This is a genomic window from Streptococcus sp. SI1, assembly GCF_030439945.1.
GTDB lineage: Bacteria > Bacillota > Bacilli > Lactobacillales > Streptococcaceae > Streptococcus > Streptococcus intermedius.
The window spans coordinates 22444-43531 of record NZ_JAQFJE010000006.1; the positions used below are offsets into that span (position 1 = coordinate 22444).

Genomic DNA, 21088 nt, shown 5'->3' on the forward strand with positions numbered 1-21088 from the left:
TGGAACACTATAGAAGTGTTCCATCTTTATATAAGTTTCGGATATCATATCCTTTAAAAATTTGACGAGTTAGATTTTTTATCAGATTTTGCTGTTTTTTAGAGGCATTAGAGTTAATCATTGTAACAATATCTTGTTTCATCATTGCCTGGATATCTGTTCGCTTATATATTTTTTGATAATTTGGCAATTCTTTAGCTAGATACTTTATTTGATTGCTTGATAGTAAATAAAGAAATGAATGAAAAGAAAAGTTGGGGTTTAGCTTAGCAATTCGTACAAAATTCAAAGTAATTTTACCTTGCCTTGTTGTGGAGGCAAGAATGATTCCCCAATGTTTGGGAATTTGAGGTTCAATCTGATTGATAAATTTTTTTCCAATAACAATATAATTTTTCTCAAACACTTTATCATATTCTTTTACTTGGGAAAGTAATCTTTTGAGAGAGTCAAAATCGCTCTTGATTTCATAAGCAGTGAAATGTCCATTAACAGCAACTAAATCGGCTCTTGACTTACCTGAAGGAAGAGTAAATTCATCATAAATATAACAATCTTTATATGTTGATAATCTTTCTTTTAAAACTTCTCGAATTTGCTTGTCATCTAGTTTCATAATTTTCACCTAATTCATTATTTATTTTTTTGAATTGTTTGTCAAGTCTTTTTTCAGAAGTTCAATAAGAAAAATAATGTTGCCCTGTTGTCAAGTCAAATGCAACAGGTTCGAAGCTGAATTAGATTTCCTCTTCTTAGGCTGTTCGGGCTAGTTCAAACAGAACATTTGCGGTTTAGTATTGATGAAGTCGTCTAGATCTGTTATTGATGACCGAGACGTAGAGATTGAATTCCGCTGTTGTTAAGAAGTTAAGAGAAACACCTTTCGGTAGAAACTCTCGCAAGAGACCATTGAAATTCTCATTTGAACCTTTCTCATGGGATGAGTAAGGATGAGCAAAATAAACATTAATGCCTTTCAAGTCAGACAAGAGACTGAATTCAGAACCATTGTCCGCTGTGATTGAAGAAATAGGATACTGTGTTAATAATTTCTTCACAGCACTATTGATTGTTCTAGCCTGCTTGTCAGCTAGTTTCACAGCAATGGCAAATCGTGTTTGTCGCTCTACTAAGGTCATCAGAACAGCTTCACCTTTGGTTTTCTTCCCAAGAACTAAGTCAATTTCCTAATGACCAAATTCAGAGCGATCGTTAATGGCTTTTGGACGTTCTGCAATGGACTTACCGAGCCTTTTCTGATTGGTATTTGGCTTGCTTTTGGAACGTTTCCTAAAATGTTCTAAAGTATTTGATATAATGGGAAAAGTAGCTTATTATTGTAGTTAGAAAAAGGGGGTATATATGTCAAAGAAAAAAAGAAAATACAGGTGTGCACTATGTCAAAACTATTTTAAAAAGTCTGAACTAAGTGCAGAGCATTATCCTGCAAAAAGTGTCGGAAACAATGATATTATAGCTCTTGATTTTACAAAAATGATAGATACAATACAGTCACCTATAATACACAATGTAATTAACAAGCAGGTTATTAAAGGAGAAAAGTATGAAAATGTAATTGGTGAAATTTTTGACAGTTATTTAGCTACGGATTTATATCCAGAAGGACGCACAGCCTATTCTTTATGTAGGGCTTGTAATACATTTTTAGGAAAGTATGATGAAAGTTATCAAAAATTTTTTAATGTATTTGGTAATCCAGAAAAGGTTAAAGGTTTTCAAAGAAAAACAAAATTACAAATAATCAAAGCAGTATTTGGGAAATTTTTATCTCTTCCAGAAGCCAAAAAAGAAAATTTTGATTTTAGAGATTTTGTTAAAAATGTTGAAAATGAGCAATATAAAGGTGTTTGGAATCTTTATTTAGTAAAACGTAACTATACAACAGATTTAATGGGATTTGGTGACATTAGTACAGGAAAACTTTCTTTTGACGAGGGAGTAGTTTATGAGTTGTCTGATGAAAAATTTATTTATAATTTGATGAATTTTCCAAAACATAATTGTTTTAAAATGACAAATATTTTTGATATTTTGAATAAAAACTATGAATTGGTTGAAGGTGTCGAAGAAAATGGAGGTTATCATGCTCAATTACAAATAGGTAAGTTATTCACTCATCAAAAGTTGGATGAAAATACTTTATTAAAAAAGTAAAATATTTTATTAATGCAAATATAAGAGATAAGTAACTATCAAAAATATTAATTAAGTGGCTGATAATTACTCGTTAAATAGAGAATTTAGTTGAAAAAGCAGTATTTTATGGATAGTAAATCGGTCAAATAAGGGTGTTTGTAAAAGTATAAAAAATAATACATTCAATATTGTTAAAATTAAAAATTTTATCTTGGTATGATTATGCTAGAGATAATGTTTTTAAACCTACACTGTATATTATTGGGGTTGATGATCAAGTTACATTTATCTTTTTTCCTTTGTTTAAAATTACGAACAAATATGTTATAATATCCCTGTATAATTCGCGAAATGAAAGGAATTGAACCCGAGCGGAAGGCTCGGAATTTAGAGGGATCGTCTTGTGTCCAAGCACACTGCGTTGATTCATTAAAATTCTGCTGCTTTTTCTATTCGCTCTTGGTATCTTGCATTATGAAACTTTTGGTTGTTGGTTCTGGTGGTCGTGAGCATGCGATTGCTAAGAAGTTGTTGGCGTCTCAGGATGTTGAGCAGGTCTTTGTTGCTCCCGGCAATGATGGCATGACTCTAGATGGTTTGGATTTGGTGAATATCGGAATTTCCGAACATTCCAAGTTGATTGACTTTGCCAAAGCAAATGCTATTGCTTGGACCTTTATTGGTCCTGATGATGCACTAGCGGCTGGTATCGTTGATGATTTTAACCGAGCTGGGCTTGAGGCTTTTGGTCCAACTAAGTTAGCAGCAGAGCTGGAGTGGTCTAAGGATTTTGCTAAGGAAATCATGGTCAAATATGGTGTTCCGACAGCAGCCTATGGCACATTTTCCGACTTCGAGAAAGCTAAAGCCTACATCGAAAAGCAGGGCGCTCCAATCGTGGTCAAGGCGGATGGCTTGGCATTGGGTAAGGGAGTAGTCGTGGCTGAAACCGTGGAGCAGGCGGTCGAGGCGGCGCATGAAATGCTGCTGGACAATAAGTTCGGCGACTCGGGTGCGCGCGTGGTTATTGAGGAGTTCCTTGATGGCGAGGAATTCTCCCTATTTGCCTTTGTTAATGGGGACAAGTTTTACATTATGCCTGCGGCGCAGGATCACAAGCGTACCTATGATGGTGACAAGGGACCAAACACAGGCGGTATGGGTGCCTACGCTCCTGTTCCTCACCTGCCGAAAAGCGTGATTGACCAGTCGGTTGATACCATTGTCAAACCAGTGCTTGAGGGTATGATTGCTGAGGGTCGCCCTTATCTTGGCGTGCTCTACGCGGGGCTTATCTTGACTAAGGACGGTCCTAAGGTTATTGAGTTCAACTCTCGCTTTGGCGATCCCGAGACCCAAGTTATCCTGCCGCGCCTGACTTCTGACTTTGCACAGAATATCACGGATATTTTGGCTGGCAGGAACCCTGACATCACTTGGCTGGATTCGGGCGTGACCCTAGGCGTGGTGGTTGCTTCAAATGGCTATCCGCTCACCTACGAAAAAGGGGTGCTTCTGCCAGAAAAGACTGGTGGCAATATCATCACCTATTATGCAGGGGCTAAGTTTGATGGCAATAGCCAGCTACTCTTGTCAAACGGCGGCCGCGTCTATATGCTGGTTACCACAGCCGATAGCGTCAAGGCTGCGCAGGACAAAATCTACACCCAGTTGAATAAACAAAACACAACAGGCCTCTTTTATCGTACGGACATCGGAAGCAAGGCGATTAAATAAAACGCTTCGAGAATCTACGATTGACTGTGTTAAAGCTCTTTGATGAACTTTAGTTCGAACTTCATCGTTTTGCCCTGTCATTCTGAGAATTTATTCGGGCATTTTCAATACTAGCGCTAGCTTAGGCTACGCAGTCACCAAATACGATAATGGTCGCTGTGGTGAAAAGACCAGAACAGTGTATGTTCTGGTCTAGGGAAAATTTGAGACTTCAGGCTCAAATTTTAGGAATGAAACCGAAGGTTTGCTTCCGACTCACCACCTAAGACCATTATCAAAAAGAAAAAGGATATTAACAATGAAACCACTTATTTCTATTATCATGGGCTCCAAATCCGACTGGGGAACCATGCAAAAAACCGCTCAAGTTTTGGATAACTTCGGCGTAGCTTATGAGAAGAAAGTCGTCTCAGCCCACCGCACACCAGACCTCATGTTCAAACATGCAGAAGAAGCCCGCAGCCGCGGCATCAAGGTCATCATTGCAGGTGCAGGCGGTGCCGCACATTTACCGGGTATGGTGGCAGCTAAAACAACACTGCCTGTTATCGGTGTGCCTGTCAAATCACGCGCCCTCAGCGGCTTGGACTCGCTCTATTCCATTGTGCAGATGCCGGGCGGTGTGCCTGTGGCAACCATGGCTATTGGTGAAGCGGGAGCGACCAACGCTGCCCTGACAGCCCTGCGTGTTTTGGCCATTGAAGACCAAGACTTGGCAGCCGCGTTAGCAGATTTCGCAGAGGAACAAGGAAAAATCGCAGAGGAGTCAACGAATGAACTTAACTAAAACCATTGGCATAATCGGCGGCGGTCAGCTGGGTCAGATGATGGCTATCGCGGCGGTTTACATGGGGCACAGGGTGGTGACGCTGGATCCGACGGCGGACTGTCCTGCCTCGCGCGTGTCTGAGATGATTGTGGCGCCTTACGATGATGTGAATGCTTTGCGAGAAATGGCTGTGCGTTGCGACCTGCTGACCTATGAGTTTGAAAATGTCGACGCTGACGGCCTTGATGCGGTCGTAGGAGACGCTCAGCTGCCGCAGGGGACTGATTTGCTGCGCATTTCGCAAAATCGGATCTTTGAAAAGGATTTTCTTGCAAACAAGGCTCAAGTCACCGTGGCACCCTACAAAGTCGTGACTTCTAGCCAAGACTTGGCGGGTATCGACCTATCAAAAAACTATGTCCTTAAAACGGCGACTGGTGGCTATGACGGACATGGGCAAAAGGTCATTCGCTCAGAAGCAGACTTGGAAGAAGCCTATGCGCTAGCTGACTCAGCAGACTGCGTCTTAGAAGAATTCGTCAACTTTGACCTTGAAATTTCCGTCATCGTGTCAGGAAATGGCAAGGATGTGACGGTTTTCCCAGTTCAGGAAAATATCCACCGCAACAATATCCTGTCTAAGACCATTGTGCCAGCCCGCATTTCAGAAAGTCTGGCTGACAAGGCCCAAGCTATGGCGGTGCGAATCGCAGAACAGCTTAACTTGTCTGGAACCCTCTGTGTGGAAATGTTCGCGACGGCTGATGACATCGTCGTCAATGAGATTGCTCCACGACCACACAACTCTGGCCACTACTCAATCGAAGCCTGCGACTTCTCGCAGTTTGACACCCATATTCTGGGCATTCTCGGAGCACCATTGCCAGCTATCCACCTACATGCGCCAGCTGTCATGCTTAATGTTCTCGGCCAGCATGTCGAGGCTGCTGAAAAATATGTCACAGAAAATCCAAGCGCCCACCTCCACATGTATGGTAAAATAGAAGCGAAGAACAACCGCAAAATGGGGCATGTGACTTTGTTTAGTGATGCGCCGGATAGTGTGGTTGAGTTTGGGGAGGGGATTGATTTTTGAAATGACAGAAGAATTTGATGAATTGCTAGATGATGAAATAACGACCGTAACACTGACTTATACGGACGATTTGATTGTTCCAGAGATTGCGGATAGAGAGGGGATTCATATTTTAGAGAGAGCTGGCAATCAGCTAGTCTTAGAATATTCTTGTTCCGTGAAGGAAGTTAAGGATTATCTGAGTAGTTACGGCCTGCCTAGACATCCTGAGAGAATTTCATTTGAATTTTCTATACATGAAGACTCAGAAAATGATAATCTTTAAAGCTAAATGGAGACCAGTTTATGATTCAAATCATCGTTAATGCTTTTTTGGAAGAAGGCAAAGAAACTGCCGTTGTGGAAGTGCTTTTTGCCAGTGCCGACCATGAAAAAGTAAAAGCCAAATATCAGGAATTAAAGATTCAATATCCAAACAATTATCTAGCTATCTATGATTTGCCATTGGATACAGTTCTAAGTAGCTTGCCACACTATCCGTCGGTGGCGATAGGTCGAGAGGAGTTTGAATAGTCTATGAAAACTATTGGTTTGATTGGTGGTATGAGTTGGGAAAGTACCACATCTTACTACCAAATCATCAACGAAACCATCAAAAAAGAGCTGGGAGGCTTGCATTCAGCTAAGATTCTGCTTTACAGTGTTGATTTTGCAGAGATTGAGCATTATCAAGCAGTCGGGGACTGGGAGAAAAGCGGTCAACTTTTGGCAGATGTTGCTAAGCGCCTGGAGCAAGCAGGTGCAGATTTCATCGTTATTTGCACCAACACCATGCACAAGGTTGCTCCGCAGATACAAGAGCAGATTGCAATTCCAATCTTGCATATTGCGCAAGCAACCGCGCAGGCCTTGTTGGCTGACGGTATTCAAAAAGTTGGCCTCCTAGGGACCAAGTACACCATGACTCAAGATTTTTACAAGGAGAAATTAATAGAGTCTGGATTAGAAGTGCTGATTCCAGACCAAGCTGGCATTACAGAAGTCAATCGGATCATTTATGACGAGCTCTGTCTAGGAGATATCAAAGAAAACTCAAAGCAGACTTATCTTGCCGTTATAGATAATTTGAAAAAAGCAGGCGTAGAAGCTGTTATCTTGGGCTGTACCGAGATTGGTCTCCTCGTCAAGCAATCCGACACAGACCTGCCACTCTACGACACAACAGTGATCCATGCAGAGAAAGCAGCGGAGTGGGCAGTAAATAAATGATTATAGAAGACAAGCACAACCGTAAGGTAGGGCATGTGACAGTGTTTAGTGATGCGCCGGATGAGGTTGAGGAGTTTGGGAAAGGGATTGATTGGTAAATGAAGAGAGTATCCAGATATCTAATTATTTCTCAAGAAAACAAATTAAAGAAGAATTTAGACTTTAATATAAAACAATTCTAGGGAGGAGTTTATGCAGAATAACAACCCTAAAATACAATTTACGCCAAAACAATGGGTAAGTTTTGGTTTGTTTTTTTTGATAATGTTACTGAATTACTATTATCCAAATCAACAATTATTAATTTTTTTATTCTCTATATATTATTTCTCCATGTTAGCACTTTGGCGGAAGGAAATTATAAAGAAGTGGACAGATACAAGAAAAAGTAGAGAAAAGGTCCGAGAGCGTGTCTATTTTTATGTAACAGACTTAGGTCATGAAACCGACATTGTCAAAAGACGAAAAATTGACGAAGTGTCTCTGATAACAGCGTATGGAATATTTTTTGCAGTAGTTCTAAGTTTTTATTTATTTAATCAAGTTGGAATAGATTTACGTAAAATGAAAATTTTCGGTAGTGATTTGAATGTAGCTCATGTAGCCATTTTATTAGTACTTATAGCTATTATATTAAAATTGAGATATCACTGGACTCCCACATATTATTTTATAATTCCTATTACTTCTTTAAGTCTATTATCGGTTAAAATTGAAGATGTGGGTACTACTGAGTCAATTGTTAAGTATTTTTGCTTTGTGATAATAATGTATCTGATTTTCACTTTGTTGCTGCCGGTTCCTTATCTTCGAAAAGTGACTAATTCAACATTAATTTTTGGAGCATTATTTTCTATCATAGTTCCCACCTTAATGGAACATATATTATCAAACTATGTTATAGGTCAGTTTGCACAATCCACCATGACGGTGCAAAACTTATCAAATGTTTTACCTAGGGATTTTTATGATTCATTATACAAAAGTGGATTTATTAAAGAGATTAATGAAACTATTGAATTATTATTTTTAGTAATAATAAAAAGTAAGCTGAAAATATTTTCAACTATTAATTTTTTATGGTTATCTGGCTATGTACTTGGTAGTTTTATTATTAATATTAAATTGAAACTAGGAGAATTGAGAGCCTCTAACATATATGATAGTATATTATACAGTGAAAACGCCACATATGAAGATTTGAGAGATGCAATTTATTTTGGTGGTGAAACTTATAAAAATCGTATTATTGATAATGCTGCCTATAGAAAAATTATATATAATGAGGAGTCAAAAAGAGAGTTCTTAAAAATTGAACATCTTTGTGTTATAAATTTATTCATAAATTTTTGGAGAAGTTGTGTAAATAAGTTGCAACAGTGTATTAAATAAGAGATGAAATCAATCTTGCGACCGTAGGTCGCCCACTAGATACTTCCCTGCAACCAAACTATCAGTTTGGTTGCAGGGAAGTTGTGAGCCTTTAAAGGCTCACAACTTGGAAATGGAACTCTGTAAGAGGTCACTTCTGTTCCCACTACTTAAGGCAAGTATAAAAGGAAAGGAAAAATTAATTATGATCAACCGTTACTCTCGCCCCGAAATGGCGAACATTTGGACTGAGGAAAATAAGTACAAGGCTTGGCTGGAGGTAGAGATTCTGGCTGATGAGGCCTGGGCTGAGCTGGGTGAGATTCCCAAGGAAGATGTGGCCTTGATTTGCGAGAAGGCTGGCTTTGACATTGACCGCATCTTGGAGATTGAGCAGGAGACGCGTCACGATGTGGTGGCCTTCACGCGGGCGGTTTCTGAGACGCTGGGCGAGGAGCGCAAGTGGGTGCACTATGGCCTGACTTCAACCGACGTGGTGGATACGGCCTACGGTTACCTCTACAAGCAGGCCAATGACATCATCCGTGAGGATCTGCGTCGCTTCACTGACATCATTGCGGAGCGGGCGCGGGAGCACAAGTTCACCATCATGATGGGACGAACCCACGGAGTGCATGCGGAGCCTACGACTTTCGGACTTAAGCTTGCGACTTGGTACAGCGAAATGAAGCGCAACATCGAGCGTTTCGAGATTGCGGCTGCGGGTGTGGAAGCTGGGAAAATTTCTGGTGCGGTTGGGAACTTTGCTAACATTCCGCCATTTGTGGAAAGCTATGTCTGTGAGAAATTAGGCATCCGTCCGCAGGAGATTTCGACCCAAGTCCTGCCGCGTGATCTCCACGCTGAATACTTCTCAGCCTTAGCCTTGATTGCGACATCTATAGAGCGCATGGCGACTGAAATCCGTGGTCTGCAAAAGTCTGAGCAGCGCGAAGTCGAAGAGTTCTTTGCCAAGGGTCAAAAAGGTAGCTCAGCTATGCCGCATAAGCGCAATCCAATCGGCTCTGAAAATATGACTGGTCTGGCGCGTGTTATTCGCGGCCACATGGTGACAGCCTTTGAGAATGTCTCTCTCTGGCATGAGCGCGACATTTCCCACTCATCTGCTGAGCGGATTATCGCACCGGACACGACCATTCTTATCGACTACATGCTCAACCGCTTTGGTAATATCGTCAAGAACCTGACCGTCTTCCCAGAAAACATGAAGCGTAACATGAACTCAACCTTTGGCCTTATCTTCAGCCAGCGGGCTATGTTGACCTTGATTGAGAAAGGCATGACGCGGGAGCAGGCTTATGACTTGGTACAGCCAAAGACTGCCCAGTCCTGGGACAATCAAGTGGACTTCAAGCCTCTGCTCGAAGCGGACCCAGAAGTCACTTCTCGCTTGACTCAAGAAGAAATTGATGAAATCTTCAACCCAGTATACTACACCAAGCGCGTGGATGACATTTTCCACCGTATAGGTCTGGATTAACACAAAATTCCAAAGAAGCTGAGACAAGAGTTCCTAGCTTCAAAGTATACTATGTAATAAAACAAATATTGTCGTAAGCTGCTTAATTTCTTTTGCAGCACGCTTTGAGGTTGGGAATAGTTGTCCCAACCTTTTCTTTTGGTTTATAACGATGATGAGAAAGCTGATGAATAAAATACTTTGCAAATTGGTCTAGATAGGCTATAATAATCTTAGGTTTAAAAAAAGAACAACTGATACTCAGATGTTCTTTACGTGAAATAATTAATGATTGCCATTGCGTGATACAAACTTGATTTTAAAGAAGTCGCCACGTTTGTAGGTTTCACTGTACTCTAAAATTTGCCCCGTGCTTTCCAATTGCGTTGTTTTTACTTGGAAAACTGTCGGGAAGTTTGTGTCAATTTCCAGTAATGTTGCAACAGCATCTGGCGTCGGGAAGATTAATTCATTTGTTTCTTCAAAGTGTTCGTCATTCATGTGAATATGATAATCTTGTTTGAAGCGATTGTAGATCGAGCTGTAATATTCAAGGTTTGGGTAATTGGCATTGATATATTGCTCTGGAATATAAGATTGATGATAGATATAAGGAGTATTTTTCGCTTTACGAAGTCTCTCAATTTTATAGTAAAATTGATATCTCTTTAAATCTAACTTGTCAAGAAATTTTAAGTCATTTCCACGTTCGATAGATAAAACGGTTACTTGATCATTTTGGGTAGGGAATATCTCAACATCAGAAAATTCAACAAGTTTGTGCTTGCGCGCACGTGATACAAATGTTCCTTTTCCTTGTTGGCGGATAATGTACCCATCTTTTGCTAGTTCATTTAGAGCTCTGACGACGGTAATAGAACTCACATCATACATTGTAATTAGCTCAGCTTCTGTATAAAATTTATCCCCATTTTCAAATTGGCCTGAGATAATTTTGCTTTTGAGTTCATCTTTTATATATTGGTACTTAGGGATTGCCATGTTGTTCACCTCTCTTTCGCTTCCCTCTCATAAAAAATTTTACCATAAATTTTGCTAAAATGGTTAAATTTATTCAATCTTTAAAAAACTATTGACATTTTGTGCAATATATATTATATTAACCTATGGAAACGATTGCAAAATAGTGTATGAAAGAGGGGAATGGTTTGGCAAGATTTGAGATTAAAGAAGAATTTTATCTGAATCAACAGCCTTTTAAAATATTATCTGGTGCTATTCATTATTTTCGGATTCAGCCAGATGATTGGTATCATTCGCTTTATAATCTGAAAGCTTTAGGCTTTAATACAGTAGAAACGTATATCCCTTGGAATGCGCATGAGCCAATGAAAGGGCAATTCAATTTTGAAGGTATCCTTGATGTAGAAAAATTCTTGCAAACAGCACAAGATTTGGGACTGTATGTTCTTCTTCGGAGTTCTCCCTATATCTGTGCAGAATGGGAATTTGGCGGTTTACCCGCTTGGCTCTTAGAAGAAAACATGAGAATTCGGTCTTCTGATCCTGCTTATCTTGCTGCAGTTGCCAACTATTATGATGAATTGCTTCCACGATTAGTGCCACATCTTTTGGAAAATGGTGGCAGTATTCTCATGATGCAAGTAGAAAATGAATATGGCTCTTATGGTGAAGACAAGGAATATTTGAGAGCTGTTCGAGACATGATGCTAGAGCGAGGTGTGACTTGTCCGCTCTTTACGTCAGATGGACCCTGGCGGGGTACCCTACGGGCAGGAACGCTGATTGAAGATGATGTGTTTGTAACGGGGAATTTTGGTTCCAAAGCGAAAGAAAATTTTGCACAAATGCAGGAGTTCTTCGATGAATATGGCAAGAAATGGCCACTCATATGTATGGAATTTTGGGATGGTTGGTTCAATCGTTGGAAGGAGCCGGTCATCACACGAGATCCAGAAGAGTTGGCAACAGCAGTTCACGAAGTCTTGCAACAGGGTAGTATTAATCTTTATATGTTTCATGGGGGGACAAATTTTGGTTTTATGAATGGCTGTTCAGCGCGAGGAAACATTGATCTACCGCAAGTGACGTCTTATGATTACGAAGCTCTCCTTGATGAACAAGGAAATCCAACACCAAAATACTTTGCCATTCAGCGAATGTTAAAAAAATATTATCCAGAGTATCCACAGAGAGAGCCTTTGGTAAAAGAAACGTTTGAGTTAAAGAATATTCCGCTCAGTGAGAAAGTTAGCTTATTTGAGACTTTAGAAGATATAGCGCAGCCAATCGAGAGTCTGTATCCTATGAAAATGGAGGAGTTGGGTCAAAATGTTGGCTATCTGCTCTATCGTACACAAGCAGAATGGGATGCGGATACGGAACGGGTTCGTGTTATTGACGGGCGTGATCGGATGCAGCTTTTTGTAGATGGGAACTTCATCACCACTCAGTATCAGACAGAAATTGGTGAAGATATCTTTATTTCACAACAGAAACGGTCGACACACAGGCTGGATATTTTGATGGAGAATATGGGGCGTGTTAACTATGGGCATAAACTTCTGGCAGAGAGCCAGCATAAAGGTATTCGCACAGGAGTTTGCAAAGACCTCCATTTTATGCTTCATTGGAATCAGTATCCATTAGAGTTCAAAAATCCAGAAGCGATTAATTTTACGAAAGAATGGCATGAAAATCAGCCAGCATTCTATGCATTTGACGTTGAATTGAAAGCGCTTAAAGATACGTATTTAGATTTAACCCATTTTGGTAAGGGAATTGTCTTCGTCAATGGCGTCAATATTGGTCGTTTCTGGGATGTTGGCCCAACCTTATCACTTTACATTCCACATGCTCTCTTACGGATCGGAAACAATCGCATTATTATTTTTGAAACTGAAGGAAAATATAGTAAATTCATTGATTTAGTTCATAAACCTACATTTAAACCAATAAAGGGGGACAAATTATGACAATTATAGCTAATCGGATTGATGGACGCTTGATCCATGGCCAAGTAGCCAATCTTTGGACTACAACATTAAATATTTCACGCATTATGGTTGTGGATGACGAAGTAGCAGAAAACGCTATTGAAAAGAGTGGCCTCAAGTTGGCGACACCAGCTGGTGTAAAATTGAGTGTGTTACCAGTTGCAAAAGCGGCAGAAAATATCCTAGCAGGCAAATACGATAGCCAGCGTCTGCTCATTGTTGCGAAAAAGCCAGATCGTTTTTTGAGATTGGTGGAAGCAGGAGTACCAATCGAAACGCTCAATGTGGGCAATATGTCACAGACATCTGAAACGCGTTCGATCACACGATCGATCAACGTGGTGGATGAAGATGTAGCCGTATTTAACAAATTACATGACAAAGGTGTGGTTCTAACAGCCCAAATGGTTCCAAATGATCCAGTTGAAGACTTTATGAAATTATTGAAATAAATTTAGGAGGGCATTGTTATGATACAATGGTGGCAAATTCTCTTATTGACGCTGTATTCAGCGTATCAAATTTTGGATGAGTTAACAATTAACTCATCAGCTGGTTCACCTGTTTTTGCAGGTTTTATCACGGGTCTGGTCATGGGAGACTTAAAAACTGGTTTATTTATTGGTGGTAGTCTCCAACTCGTTGTACTCGGGGTTGGTACATTCGGTGGTGCTTCTCGGATTGATGCAACCTCTGGTGCAGTTCTTGCAACAGCATTCTCTGTGGCAACAGGTATCAAAGCGGAATTGGCGATTTCAGCTATCGCAGTTCCGGTAGCAGCGTTGCTGGTTTATACTGATGTTCTTGGACGTTTCTCTACAACTTACTTTGCACATCGTATTGATGCAGCAGTTGAAAAATTTGACTACAAAGGTGTTGAACGCAATTACTTACTCGGTGCTATTCCGTGGGGGCTTTCACGAGCACTTCCAGTATTTTTAGCTTTGTGGCTTGGTGGGGATGCTGTAAAAGCATTCTCCGATTGGCTTGCCAATAATGCACAATGGATTGCAGATGGTTTGATTCTTGCAGGTAAAATGCTTCCTGGTGTCGGTTTTGCAATTTTGCTTCGTTACCTTTCAGTAAAGAAAAACCTTCATTATCTTGGTTTAGGCTTTGCCATTACAGCGATGTTGAAAGTTGTTTTTGACTATATTTCAACATTAGCGACAGCATCAAGTGCTGTCAAACCCATTGCAAAGGCTCTCGGTGGAGCTAAGTTTGAAGGTCTTCCAATGATTGGAATTGCGATTATTGGCTTTGCTTTGGCAGCTCTTAGCTATCAAAATGCTATCAACAAACAAGTGGTGACTGTTGCTGCAGAACAATCAGAAAGTGGGGAAATTGACGATGACGAACTCTAATTACAAATTAACAAAAGAAGATTTTAAACAAATCAACCGTCGTAGTCTCTTTACTTTCCAATGGGGTTGGAACTACGAGCGTATGCAAGCATCAGGTTATCTCTATATGATTTTGCCGCAGTTGCGTAAGATATACGGTGATGGTACACCAGAATTAAAAGAAATGATGCGAACACATACGCAATTTTTCAACACGTCTAACTTTTTCCATACTTTGGTGACAGGGATTGACCTTGCGCTTGAAGAAAATGAAGGGGTTGCGGCTAAAGATACTGTTACAGGGATTAAAACGGGGTTAATGGGTCCATTTGCAGCGATTGGGGATGCGATTTTTGGTTCAACTATTCCTGCAATCATGGGTGGCTTGGCAGCAGGTCTTGCCATTGATGGCAATCCTCTTGGTATTTTCCTTTGGATAGGAGTAACGATTGCGATTAACGTTTTTCGTTGGAAACAATTAGAATTTGCCCACAAAGAAGGCGTCAAATTAGTTACAACGATGCAGGATAAATTGTCCGCAATCACAGATGCTGCAACTGTTCTTGGTGTGTTCATGGTAGCTGCTTTGATTGCTACGATGATTAACTTTAAGTTTACTTATGTACAAAGTTTCGGTGGTGTAAAATTCAATCTTCAAGAAACGTTGGATAAAATCTTCCCGCGTTTGGTTCCGGCATTGTTTACTGGATTTGTTTATTGGCTGCTTGGTAAGAAAGGTATGAATTCAACCAAAGCAATCTTTATTGTCATTATTATTGCAATTGGTGTTTCTGCGCTTTCACACTTTACTCATACGCCAATCTTAGGTGTTTAAAAGGAGCTTTTCTATAAATGACAAAACAACTTATACTAGTTAGCCATGGTCACTTTTGCGAAGAATTGAAAAAAAGTACCGAAATGATTATGGGACCTCTGGAATTCGTTCATACAGTTTCCTTACTTCCAGCAGAAGGAATAGATGACTTTACGGCTAAATTTTTAGCGACTGTAAAAGAGTTAGATGATTACATTGTCTTTGCTGATTTGCTTGGAGGAACACCTTGTAATGTCGTTAGTCGCCTGATTCTGGAAGGACTTCAAATTGAACTCTATGCAGGAATGAATATGCCCATGGTGATAGAATTTATCAATTCTACCTTGACTGGTGTGGAAGCAACATATATTGAAAAAGCAAACAGATACATTGTGAAGGTCAATGATATGTTGGCAGCAATGAATGATGAGGAAGATGAATAAAAATATATCCAGTTAATAGTGGCCGAGAAAGCGCATACTTGGTATAATAAGGAGGAGGGGATAAGAGAATGGATTTCTTAGAAATCTTTATTTCCCGCCCCCTTCTTTTGGTTAATAGAAAACATCACATCTGCAAAGCAGAAAGGAGAAATATGCTCAATTATACAAAGGAAAAATTAGTCGAATTAGGTGCGGAAATCACCACGAGAGAAATTTATCAACAGCCACAGGTTTGGCAGACGGCTTTTGAAAATTATAAAGCACAAGCTGATGAGATTATAGCGTTTCTAAATGGCATTGATGAAAAGCATGACTATATCAAGGTTATTTTGACAGGGGCTGGAACATCAGCCTATGTCGGAGATACGCTTGTACCTTATTTTAGAAAGCTGTATGATGAACGCAAGTGGAATTTCAACGCCATTGCAACAACGGATATTGTAGCCAATCCTTTGGCGTATTTACATAAGGAAGTACCGACTGTTTTGGTTTCTTTTGCCCGTAGCGGAAATTCGCCAGAGAGTGTGGCAACAGTTGATTTGGCAAAGGACTTGGTTGAGGAACTGTACCAAATTACAATTACATGTGCAGCAGAAGGGAAGTTAGCGCAGCAAGCACATGGTGATGAACGCAATTTGCTCTTGCTTCAGCCTGCACTATCAAATGATGCTGGCTTTGCTATGACCTCAAGCTTTACGTCTATGATGTTAACCGCTTTGCTCGTCTTTGACAAGGCAGATTTAGCTGTAAAAGAAGGGAAGATTGCTGCTTTAATAGCTTTGAGTCAAAAGGTGCTAGATTCGGCAGAAATGATTCAAAAGATGGTATCCTTGGATTACAATCGAGTCATTTATCTGGGAGCAGGGCCATTCTTTGGCTTGGCGCATGAAGCCCAACTGAAAATTTTGGAATTGACTGCCGGGCAAGTGGCGACGATGTATGAAAGCCCTGTTGGTTTCCGCCATGGTCCAAAATCATTAGTAAATGAAGAAACGGTCATTGTGGTGTTTGGTTCGACAGACTCATACACCAAATTATATGATCTTGATTTAGTACGAGAAGTGGCTGGAGATGATATTGCCCGCAAGGTGATTTTATTGACAGATCAGAGGGAAGATTTGGAAAATGTTGAACAGATCATTCTTTCTAGCCAATCACTAGCAGATGACGTTTATCGCGTGTTCCCTTATATTGTCTATGGTCAATTATTTGCCTTATTAACATCCCTTAAGGTTCAAAATCGTCCAGACACACCGTCTCCGACAGGAACGGTCAACCGTGTTGTGCAAGGTGTCATCATTCACCCGTTTGATAAAGAATAGGAAGGAATCTATGGAAAAATTAAAAATTAGTCACGAAAAGTTATCACATTTAAGGAAGCTGTCAGATGAAAATGGTATGATTGGAGCTTTGGCGATTGATCAGAGAGGTTCGCTGAAAAAAATGCTGGCAAGTGGTGCACGTACTGTATCGGGCGATGAAGCACTGATTGAGTTTAAACAATTGATTTCCAGTCAGTTGACTCCGTATGCAACTTCTATTCTTTTGGATCCAGAATATGGTGTCCCCGCTACTAAATTACGGGCATCAGAGTGCGGTCTTATTGTTGCTTATGAAAAGACAGGGTATGATGCGACAACAGAAGGTCGCCTGCCAGACTTGCTACCAAATTGGTCTGCTAAACGCATTAAAGAACTAGGCGCCGATGCAGTCAAAGTTTTGATTTATTATGATGTAGATGACAAACCTGAAATCAACGATATCAAACAAGCTTGGGTTGAGCGAGTAGGGAGTGAATGTCTAGCAGAAAATATACCTTATTTCCTTGAAATTCTGACTTATGATACGAAGCGTGCTAGTGTAGTAGATGCAGATTATGCAAAAGTAAAACCTCACAAGGTCAATGAAGCCATGAAGCTCTTTTCAGAACCACGTTATAATGTAGACGTTTTAAAAGTCGAAGTTCCTGTAAATATGAATTTTGTAGAAGGTTTTGCTAAAGATGGAGTAGAACCAGTTTATAGTCTCGCAGAAGCTAAGGCTTTCTTTAAGGAACAATCTGATGCGACGCATCTACCATTTATTTTCTTGAGTGCTGGAGTTAGCGCAGAGCTTTTCCAAGAAACACTGAAAGTGGCACATGAGGCAGGTTCTCAATTTAATGGTGTCCTTTGTGGTCGTGCTACCTGGAAAGAAGCTGTTACGGTCTTTGCAGATCAAGGAGCGGATGCAGCTAGAGCTTGGTTGGATGAAACAGGGCGTCAAAATATTAACGACTTAAATCGTGTCTTACGTGAAACAGCTGTTTCGTGGATGGAGAAGTTAGAAATTTAAAATAGGAAAATGTAAAATGGTAATAAAAACAAGGAAAGTTGTATGAAATCTTATCAAGAAGCTATTTTCGGAACATTTCAAGGGCAAGATATTGTTTCTTACACATTTGAAAATGATTTGGGCTATCGTTTGAAAGTCATGACTTATGGAGCGACTGTCTTAGAATATGTCACTCCGGACAGAAATCATGAATTTACAAATATCGTAGTTGGGTTTGATTCTTTTGATGCTTATGTAGGCAATAGCCCTAAATATGGCGCAAGCGTTGGACCAGTTGCAGGACGGATTGCAAAGGCTGAGTTCGAGTTGAATGGAGAAACCTATCAGTTAGAGGTCAATAATGCAGAAAATTGTAATCACAGCGGGTCTACTGGCTGGGATAGTGCCATTTTTCAAGTGGAAGAGGTCACGAATGAAAGTGTCACTTTTTATATTGAACGCACAGACGGAACAGGTGGTTTTCCAGGAAATTTGAAGGTCTGGGTTTCTTATACTTTAACAGAATTGGGTGAGCTAGAGGTTTCGTATCAAGTTCAAACGGACAAGGACACTTTAGTTAATCCAACTAACCACAGTTACTTTAACTTAACAGGCGATTTCAGTCAGCCAATTGATCATTGTATTTTGCAGCTGAATACTCTCGGTGTCTATCCTATCGCACCAGATGGAATACCTGCTAAAATACCAGATTCAGAACATAACTTTGTAAAACAGCTGTGCCAAGGCGTTTCTATGAAGGATATTTTTGCAGATCAAGATGAGCAGATTCAGATTGTTTCCGGTTTAGATCATCCATTTGCTTTGGATAAAAAGCAGGAATACGCTGGATCTCTATATGAGTCACAATCTGGGCGTTACCTCACTTTCAAAACTAGTGCACCTTGTTTGGTGACTTACTCAGCAAACTTTGTGGATGACACGGTCATTTTAAATGGGCATCCCATGATCCAGCACAACGGCTTAGCTCTGGAAACTCAGGGACTTCCTGATGCGATTCATAGCGATTTGAAATCAGATGTTATCTTGAAAGCAGGCGAGATTTTTACCAGCACGACCATTTATCATGCTACTGTGGAGCAGGATAAATAGCTATATCGAAAAAATATTGATAGATTATTCTGTATTTGAATACAAACAACCCAGCAGTTCAATTCTGCTGGGTTGTTTTATATGAAGTGATAGCTTTATTTTTCTTTAACACTCGTTACAATACCATCTGAGTTAAAAGTGTAATATTTTCCGCGAATTAAAAGAGTTTCATCGTGTGCCATTTTTCCATCTTCCTTTAGATAATATTGGCCGTTCCATGCAGATGAGGACATAACGCCCATGCCTCTTGTAAAATGATACCAATCGCCATCAATTTTCCGCCAACCTTCAACTCTATGTCCATCTTCTGGATCAAAATAACGCCAGTAGTAAATGGTTTCCCCATTTGCATAGGAATGTGGTAATTTATGCCAACCTGTCTGCATATCGCCGTTGGTCGGATGGAGATAGTAATATTTTCTAACTCCAGGTGCGCCGATTTGTTTAACTCCCGTTAGCATATAGCCTTCTGTTGGATCAAAATAGTACCATTTTCCATTAATGGCTTGCCAACCTGTTTTCATATCTCCGTTTGTGGAATCAAAATAATACCAGGATACCTCTTTGTGTTTATTAAAGCCAGTTAGCTGCTTCCATCCAGTAGTAATATAACCCTGATTGTTAAAGTAGTAATATCGGCTATTGATTTGTTTCCATTGGTTTTTCGGATATGTGCCATCAGGATATTTGAACCACCAACCAGTAGCGTCCTTAATCCATTGCCCATCAGCGCGATTGACCAATTCTTGTCCAGCTTGAGGTGTTTCTTCAGCAGTTGCAGGAACATTAGTGGCTAGAGCTATTGTACTGGCTGCCAGTCCTAAGAAGAAAAGCTTTGAACTGTATTTAAGGATGTTGTTCATTTGATATCTCCTTTCATAAAACAACAACAATGTATGCGCATACAAAATGAATCATATTAAAGGTAACATATTTTAAATGATAAATCAATCCGTAATCATCAAAGGGGTTCTTTGATTTCTAAATGACATTCTGTTTGATTGGAAAACAAATATTCTCAAAAGGATGCACAGTAGTTTGACAAAATGATAGCTTCTTCAAGAATAAAGTAGAAATGAAAATTTAATAAAAAGCTCAGTATGAATTTGTTCTTCTGAATGGAAGAGGATTGGTTTTTTAATAGTGAAAACTGCCAGTATCTGTATGGATGAGGAAGTGAATAGAAAGTAGGATACCAAATTAGGCAGATTTTCTCTGGCTATTAATCTACTTTATCCATCTAACCTATTTTTTGTTATAATAATAGTTATGAATAGAATGTTAGATAATGAATTGATGGGAGACGAAGAGCTCGTTGAGCGGACATTGCGTCCCCAGTACTTACAAGAATATATAGGCCAAAATAAGGTTAAAAATCAACTGAAGATTTTTATTGAGGCAGCCAAGTTGCGAGATGAGGCATTAGATCATACCCTACTTTTCGGACCTCCGGGATTGGGTAAAACGACGATGGCTTTTGTGATCGCGAATGAGCTAGGAGTCAATCTCAAACAGACTTCGGGGCCTGTGATTGAGAAATCGGGCGATTTGGTAGCGATCTTGAATGATCTGGAGCCAGGAGATGTCCTTTTTATCGATGAAATTCATCGCTTACCCATGTCTGTTGAAGAAGTGCTTTACAGTGCTATGGAAGATTTTTACATTGATATTATGATTGGTTCTGGTGAAACCAGTCGCAGTGTTCATTTGGATTTACCACCTTTTACTTTGATTGGGGCAACGACCCGAGCTGGTATGTTGTCAAATCCCTTGCGGGCTCGCTTTGGTATTACTGGACATATGGAATACTATGAAGAGACGGATTTGACCGAGATTGTAGAGCGGACGGCCGAAATCTTTGGGATGGAGATTACACATGAAGCGGCTGAGGAGTTGGCTTTACGTAGCAGAGGGACCCCTCGAATTGCCAATCGGCTTCTCAAACGCGTACGAGATTTTGCTCAAATCATGGGGAACGGATTGATTGATGATCGGATTACCGATCAAGCCCTGACGATGCTTGATGTGGATCAAGAAGGCTTAGACTATGTGGATCAGAAGATTCTTAAAACCATGATTGAGGTGTATGGAGGCGGACCTGTTGGTTTAGGAACCTTGTCTGTCAATATTGCAGAAGAGCAAGAAACGGTGGAAGATATGTATGAGCCGTACTTGATTCAGAAAGGCTTTGTTATGCGAACTCGAACAGGACGTGTAGCAACGCGTAAAGCTTATGAGCATTTGGGTTATGAATATTTGGAAAAGTAG

Annotated in this window: 21 protein-coding genes and 1 pseudogene; 18 read left to right on the forward strand and 4 right to left on the reverse strand. The window is 40.1% G+C overall.

Annotated features, from left to right (window positions below; all coding sequences use genetic code 11):
• Nucleotides 1-7: 7 nt before the first annotated feature.
• Both PCY10_RS07780 and PCY10_RS07785 read right to left on the reverse strand, forming a co-directional pair.
• On the reverse strand, nt 8-616 hold the full coding sequence (locus PCY10_RS07780; protein WP_021002278.1) for a sce7726 family protein: 609 nt from the start codon (nt 614-616) through the stop codon (nt 8-10).
• A gap of 175 nt (nt 617-791) precedes the next feature.
• Nucleotides 792-1292 (reverse strand): annotated as a pseudogene (locus PCY10_RS07785) (IS30 family transposase); the annotation flags it as partial.
• 70 nt (nt 1293-1362) lie between these two features.
• Between PCY10_RS07785 and PCY10_RS07790 the strand changes: the two are divergent.
• The 9 genes from PCY10_RS07790 (at nt 1363) to purB (ending at nt 9840) form a co-directional block, all read left to right on the forward strand.
• Complete coding sequence (locus tag PCY10_RS07790) at nt 1363-2175, forward strand: hypothetical protein (protein WP_021002280.1); 813 nt, start codon at nt 1363-1365, stop codon at nt 2173-2175.
• Nucleotides 2176-2631: 456 nt separating this feature from the next.
• Entirely contained in the window at nt 2632-3894 is a 1263-nt protein-coding gene (gene purD, locus PCY10_RS07795; RefSeq protein WP_021002281.1) for a phosphoribosylamine--glycine ligase, read from the forward strand.
• 298 nt (nt 3895-4192) lie between these two features.
• On the forward strand, nt 4193-4681 hold the full coding sequence (gene purE, locus PCY10_RS07800) for a 5-(carboxyamino)imidazole ribonucleotide mutase (protein ID WP_021002282.1): 489 nt from the start codon (nt 4193-4195) through the stop codon (nt 4679-4681).
• On the forward strand, nt 4668-5759 hold the full coding sequence (gene purK, locus PCY10_RS07805) for a 5-(carboxyamino)imidazole ribonucleotide synthase (RefSeq protein WP_021002283.1): 1092 nt from the start codon (nt 4668-4670) through the stop codon (nt 5757-5759). Before purE ends, purK begins: the two co-directional genes overlap by 14 nt.
• A 1-nt stretch (nt 5760) precedes the next feature.
• On the forward strand, nt 5761-6024 hold the full coding sequence (locus tag PCY10_RS07810) for a hypothetical protein (RefSeq protein ID WP_002931759.1): 264 nt from the start codon (nt 5761-5763) through the stop codon (nt 6022-6024).
• Between the two features lie 20 nt (nt 6025-6044).
• A complete protein-coding gene (locus PCY10_RS07815; protein ID WP_021002284.1) occupies nt 6045-6272 on the forward strand; it encodes a hypothetical protein in 228 nt (75 codons plus the stop codon).
• A gap of 3 nt (nt 6273-6275) precedes the next feature.
• The gene (locus tag PCY10_RS07820; RefSeq protein ID WP_021002285.1) at nt 6276-6968 is read left to right on the forward strand and encodes an aspartate/glutamate racemase family protein; all 693 of its coding nucleotides are present in this window, start codon (nt 6276-6278) and stop codon (nt 6966-6968) included.
• Between the two features lie 192 nt (nt 6969-7160).
• Nucleotides 7161-8360, forward strand: a complete 1200-nt coding sequence (locus PCY10_RS07825) for a hypothetical protein (RefSeq protein ID WP_021002286.1) — start codon at nt 7161-7163, stop codon at nt 8358-8360.
• Between the two features lie 184 nt (nt 8361-8544).
• Complete coding sequence (purB, locus tag PCY10_RS07830) at nt 8545-9840, forward strand: adenylosuccinate lyase (RefSeq protein ID WP_021002287.1); 1296 nt, start codon at nt 8545-8547, stop codon at nt 9838-9840.
• Nucleotides 9841-10104: 264 nt separating this feature from the next.
• Here the strand turns inward: purB and PCY10_RS07835 are convergent, their stop codons facing one another.
• Nucleotides 10105-10821: a GntR family transcriptional regulator gene (locus PCY10_RS07835; protein ID WP_020998168.1), complete on the reverse strand. Its 717-nt coding sequence runs from the start codon at nt 10819-10821 to the stop codon at nt 10105-10107.
• A gap of 149 nt (nt 10822-10970) precedes the next feature.
• Between PCY10_RS07835 and PCY10_RS07840 the strand changes: the two genes are divergently transcribed.
• From PCY10_RS07840 to PCY10_RS07875, 8 genes are all read left to right on the forward strand, one after another.
• Nucleotides 10971-12776 (forward strand): beta-galactosidase family protein, encoded by a 1806-nt coding sequence (locus PCY10_RS07840; RefSeq protein WP_041787327.1) that lies wholly within the window; start codon nt 10971-10973, stop codon nt 12774-12776.
• The gene (locus PCY10_RS07845) at nt 12773-13249 is read left to right on the forward strand and encodes a PTS system mannose/fructose/N-acetylgalactosamine-transporter subunit IIB (protein WP_003075053.1); all 477 of its coding nucleotides are present in this window, start codon (nt 12773-12775) and stop codon (nt 13247-13249) included. Before PCY10_RS07840 ends, PCY10_RS07845 begins: the two co-directional genes overlap by 4 nt.
• Before the next feature lie 18 nt (nt 13250-13267).
• The gene (locus PCY10_RS07850; protein ID WP_021002289.1) at nt 13268-14161 is read left to right on the forward strand and encodes a PTS mannose/fructose/sorbose/N-acetylgalactosamine transporter subunit IIC; all 894 of its coding nucleotides are present in this window, start codon (nt 13268-13270) and stop codon (nt 14159-14161) included.
• Nucleotides 14148-14975, forward strand: a complete 828-nt coding sequence (locus tag PCY10_RS07855) for a PTS system mannose/fructose/sorbose family transporter subunit IID (RefSeq protein WP_003075051.1) — start codon at nt 14148-14150, stop codon at nt 14973-14975. Before PCY10_RS07850 ends, PCY10_RS07855 begins: the two co-directional genes overlap by 14 nt.
• Nucleotides 14976-14992: 17 nt before the next feature.
• Nucleotides 14993-15397: a PTS sugar transporter subunit IIA gene (locus tag PCY10_RS07860; protein ID WP_021002290.1), complete on the forward strand. Its 405-nt coding sequence runs from the start codon at nt 14993-14995 to the stop codon at nt 15395-15397.
• A gap of 152 nt (nt 15398-15549) precedes the next feature.
• On the forward strand, nt 15550-16719 hold the full coding sequence (locus PCY10_RS07865) for an SIS domain-containing protein (RefSeq protein ID WP_041787647.1): 1170 nt from the start codon (nt 15550-15552) through the stop codon (nt 16717-16719).
• Between the two features lie 10 nt (nt 16720-16729).
• Nucleotides 16730-17731, forward strand: coding sequence for a tagatose-bisphosphate aldolase (gene lacD, locus PCY10_RS07870; protein WP_021002292.1), 1002 nt, complete (start codon nt 16730-16732; stop codon nt 17729-17731).
• Between the two features lie 42 nt (nt 17732-17773).
• The gene (locus PCY10_RS07875; protein WP_301558973.1) at nt 17774-18820 is read left to right on the forward strand and encodes an aldose epimerase family protein; all 1047 of its coding nucleotides are present in this window, start codon (nt 17774-17776) and stop codon (nt 18818-18820) included.
• A 95-nt stretch (nt 18821-18915) separates the two neighbouring features.
• Here PCY10_RS07875 and PCY10_RS07880 read toward each other — a convergent pair whose 3' ends face one another.
• Nucleotides 18916-19683 (reverse strand): N-acetylmuramoyl-L-alanine amidase family protein, encoded by a 768-nt coding sequence (locus tag PCY10_RS07880; RefSeq protein ID WP_021002294.1) that lies wholly within the window; start codon nt 19681-19683, stop codon nt 18916-18918.
• Between the two features lie 406 nt (nt 19684-20089).
• Here PCY10_RS07880 and ruvB point away from each other — a divergent pair, with 406 nt between their 5' ends.
• The gene (gene ruvB, locus PCY10_RS07885; protein WP_021002295.1) at nt 20090-21088 is read left to right on the forward strand and encodes a Holliday junction branch migration DNA helicase RuvB; all 999 of its coding nucleotides are present in this window, start codon (nt 20090-20092) and stop codon (nt 21086-21088) included.

Excerpts from the sequence above, each read along its gene's own strand:
- PCY10_RS07820 (WP_021002285.1), top strand. The coding sequence starts at position 6,276 with ATGAAAACTATTGGTTTGATTGGTGGTATGAGTTGGGAAAGTACCACA.
- lacD (WP_021002292.1), top strand. The coding sequence starts at position 16,730 with ATGGAAAAATTAAAAATTAGTCACGAAAAGTTATCACATTTAAGGAAG.
- purB (WP_021002287.1), top strand. The coding sequence starts at position 8,545 with ATGATCAACCGTTACTCTCGCCCCGAAATGGCGAACATTTGGACTGAG.
- PCY10_RS07840 (WP_041787327.1), top strand. The coding sequence starts at position 10,971 with ATGAAAGAGGGGAATGGTTTGGCAAGATTTGAGATTAAAGAAGAATTT.
- PCY10_RS07825 (WP_021002286.1), top strand. The coding sequence starts at position 7,161 with ATGCAGAATAACAACCCTAAAATACAATTTACGCCAAAACAATGGGTA.
- PCY10_RS07865 (WP_041787647.1), top strand. The coding sequence starts at position 15,550 with ATGCTCAATTATACAAAGGAAAAATTAGTCGAATTAGGTGCGGAAATC.
- PCY10_RS07875 (WP_301558973.1), top strand. The coding sequence starts at position 17,774 with ATGAAATCTTATCAAGAAGCTATTTTCGGAACATTTCAAGGGCAAGAT.
- PCY10_RS07780 (WP_021002278.1), bottom strand. The coding sequence starts at position 616 with ATGAAACTAGATGACAAGCAAATTCGAGAAGTTTTAAAAGAAAGATTA.
- ruvB (WP_021002295.1), top strand. The coding sequence starts at position 20,090 with ATGAATAGAATGTTAGATAATGAATTGATGGGAGACGAAGAGCTCGTT.
- PCY10_RS07835 (WP_020998168.1), bottom strand. The coding sequence starts at position 10,821 with ATGGCAATCCCTAAGTACCAATATATAAAAGATGAACTCAAAAGCAAA.
- purK (WP_021002283.1), top strand. The coding sequence starts at position 4,668 with ATGAACTTAACTAAAACCATTGGCATAATCGGCGGCGGTCAGCTGGGT.
- PCY10_RS07860 (WP_021002290.1), top strand. The coding sequence starts at position 14,993 with ATGACAAAACAACTTATACTAGTTAGCCATGGTCACTTTTGCGAAGAA.
- PCY10_RS07850 (WP_021002289.1), top strand. The coding sequence starts at position 13,268 with ATGATACAATGGTGGCAAATTCTCTTATTGACGCTGTATTCAGCGTAT.
- PCY10_RS07880 (WP_021002294.1), bottom strand. The coding sequence starts at position 19,683 with ATGAACAACATCCTTAAATACAGTTCAAAGCTTTTCTTCTTAGGACTG.
- purD (WP_021002281.1), top strand. The coding sequence starts at position 2,632 with ATGAAACTTTTGGTTGTTGGTTCTGGTGGTCGTGAGCATGCGATTGCT.
- PCY10_RS07810 (WP_002931759.1), top strand. The coding sequence starts at position 5,761 with ATGACAGAAGAATTTGATGAATTGCTAGATGATGAAATAACGACCGTA.
- PCY10_RS07855 (WP_003075051.1), top strand. The coding sequence starts at position 14,148 with ATGACGAACTCTAATTACAAATTAACAAAAGAAGATTTTAAACAAATC.
- PCY10_RS07815 (WP_021002284.1), top strand. The coding sequence starts at position 6,045 with ATGATTCAAATCATCGTTAATGCTTTTTTGGAAGAAGGCAAAGAAACT.
- PCY10_RS07845 (WP_003075053.1), top strand. The coding sequence starts at position 12,773 with ATGACAATTATAGCTAATCGGATTGATGGACGCTTGATCCATGGCCAA.
- PCY10_RS07790 (WP_021002280.1), top strand. The coding sequence starts at position 1,363 with ATGTCAAAGAAAAAAAGAAAATACAGGTGTGCACTATGTCAAAACTAT.
- purE (WP_021002282.1), top strand. The coding sequence starts at position 4,193 with ATGAAACCACTTATTTCTATTATCATGGGCTCCAAATCCGACTGGGGA.